The 1,594-nt window shown below is 67.3% G+C and carries 2 protein-coding genes and 2 pseudogenes; 2 read left to right on the top strand and 2 right to left on the bottom strand.

Annotation, left to right across the window (positions count from 1 at the left end; genetic code table 11):
- Together ACRDUX_RS01470 and ACRDUX_RS01475 are read right to left on the bottom strand one after the other, a co-directional pair.
- Positions 1 to 215 (bottom strand): annotated as a pseudogene (locus ACRDUX_RS01470) (hypothetical protein); the annotation flags it as partial.
- On the bottom strand, positions 215 to 943 hold the full coding sequence (locus tag ACRDUX_RS01475; RefSeq protein WP_526410324.1) for a response regulator: 729 nt from the start codon (positions 941 to 943) through the stop codon (positions 215 to 217). The pseudogene ACRDUX_RS01470 and the gene ACRDUX_RS01475, both read right to left, overlap by 1 nt.
- Before the next feature lie 169 nt (positions 944 to 1,112).
- On the opposite strand from ACRDUX_RS01475, the gene ACRDUX_RS01480 reads away from it, so the two are divergent.
- Both ACRDUX_RS01480 and ACRDUX_RS01485 read left to right on the top strand, forming a co-directional pair.
- Positions 1,113 to 1,319, top strand: coding sequence for a hypothetical protein (locus tag ACRDUX_RS01480; RefSeq protein ID WP_526410326.1), 207 nt, complete (start codon positions 1,113 to 1,115; stop codon positions 1,317 to 1,319).
- A gap of 26 nt (positions 1,320 to 1,345) precedes the next feature.
- Positions 1,346 to 1,594, top strand: a pseudogene (locus ACRDUX_RS01485) (catalase); the annotation flags it as partial.

Consider the following 1,594-nt stretch of genomic DNA (forward strand, 5'->3'; position numbering starts at 1 on the left):
GCGGTGGCCTTCTCGAAGGCCCGCTGGTAGGGGTGCTCGCCCGTCCGCGCCGCCGCGTCCATGAGCCGCAGGAACATCGGCGGACCGACGAGCGCGGCGACGACTATCGTCGTCGCGAAGCTCGCCACGACCACGATCGAATTCGCGGCCAGCAGACGGGTTCTGATGCCGTAGCGGGCGACCTCGCCCGCACGCTGCCACCTCCTCCGAGGCATCAGCCCCTACCCATCCGATAACCAACGCCGCGGACCGTGGTGACGTAGCGCGGCTGGGCCGGGTCTTCACCGAGCTTGCGGCGCAGATGCCCGACGTGTACGTCGACGATGTTGTCGCTGCCGACCCACGCGTCGCCCCAGACGATTTCGATCAGTTGCCGCCTGCCAAGCACCTTGCCCGGCCGTGCGGAAAGTGCGTCGAGAAGGTCGAATTCTGTTCTCGTGAGCATGATCTCGGACTCGTCGAGCCGCACCTCCCGACCGTCGACGTCGATGCTCAATGCTCCGACGCGACGGGGCGGCCTGCGTTCGTCGCCGCCCTCGGCCACCTCGGCCACCGCGCGACGCGGCCGCCGCAGCATCGCCTGAATTCTGGCGACCAGCTCCCGCGGACTGAAGGGCTTGGTGATGTAGTCGTCGGCCCCGACCGACAGCCCCACGACCGTGTCGACCTCGGTGTCGCGCGCGGTCAGCATGATGACGTAGGCGTCGGAGAAGATCCGCAACCGGCGGCAGACCTCGAATCCATCGATGCCGGGCAGCCCCACGTCGAGTACGACGACGTCCGGGTCGACGCTGCTCGCAAGGGCAACCGCTGCCACTCCGTCGTGGGCGGCGTGTACCTCGAAGCCTTCGCGACTGAGGTAGCTGCCCACGATCTCGGTCAGGGGAACCTCGTCGTCGACCACCAGGGCCCGACGACTCGGCGCGCTGGTGAGGTCGTTCATGGCTCCATGATGCACCGGACGGATTGGTGTGCGATGCCATCGCGACGGGCCGGCGGCAGATCGTTAATGAATCTTCAGAAAGCGACCAATCAATCATCGTCTTCGTCGACGACGGTGATGTCAGTGGCCCGGAATCCGCTGGGCAACGCACAGAAGGAGATTCATCGTGATGATCAGTGCCGCCAAGCGCGTCATTCCAGGACTGGCGCTGGCCGCCGTCGGTGCCGCGATCGCCCTCGGGCCGATCGCCGGAGCCGACACGAGTCCGCTGGTGCCCTTCGGCACCAACCCCCAGGTGAAGACGCCGGTCGGCCTGCACACGTCCAATCACGACGAGACCGACACCACCACCGGCCTGGTCGACCTGCCATTTTGAGCTCACCGGCGAAAGGAGTCAACGCCATGCCGGACCACGTGCTCAACCGTCGCAACGCCCTCGCCGGGCTGGCCGCCGTCACGGGAGTGATGGCGGCCGGCGCCGCCGGCTTGGCCGAGGCGTCGGGTTGGCTGAGCGCGCCGCGGTTGACTGCTGCGCGCTTCACCGACCGCTTCGAGCAGGTTTATGGACGGCACAACGGTTTTCGGCGCAACCATGCCAAGGGTCTCGCCGCGACCGGGTACTTCACCAGCCGCGCAGCAGGTGTCGAGGTG

The organism is Mycobacterium sp. (assembly GCF_050701675.1).
Classification (GTDB): Bacteria; Actinomycetota; Actinomycetes; order Mycobacteriales; family Mycobacteriaceae; genus Mycobacterium.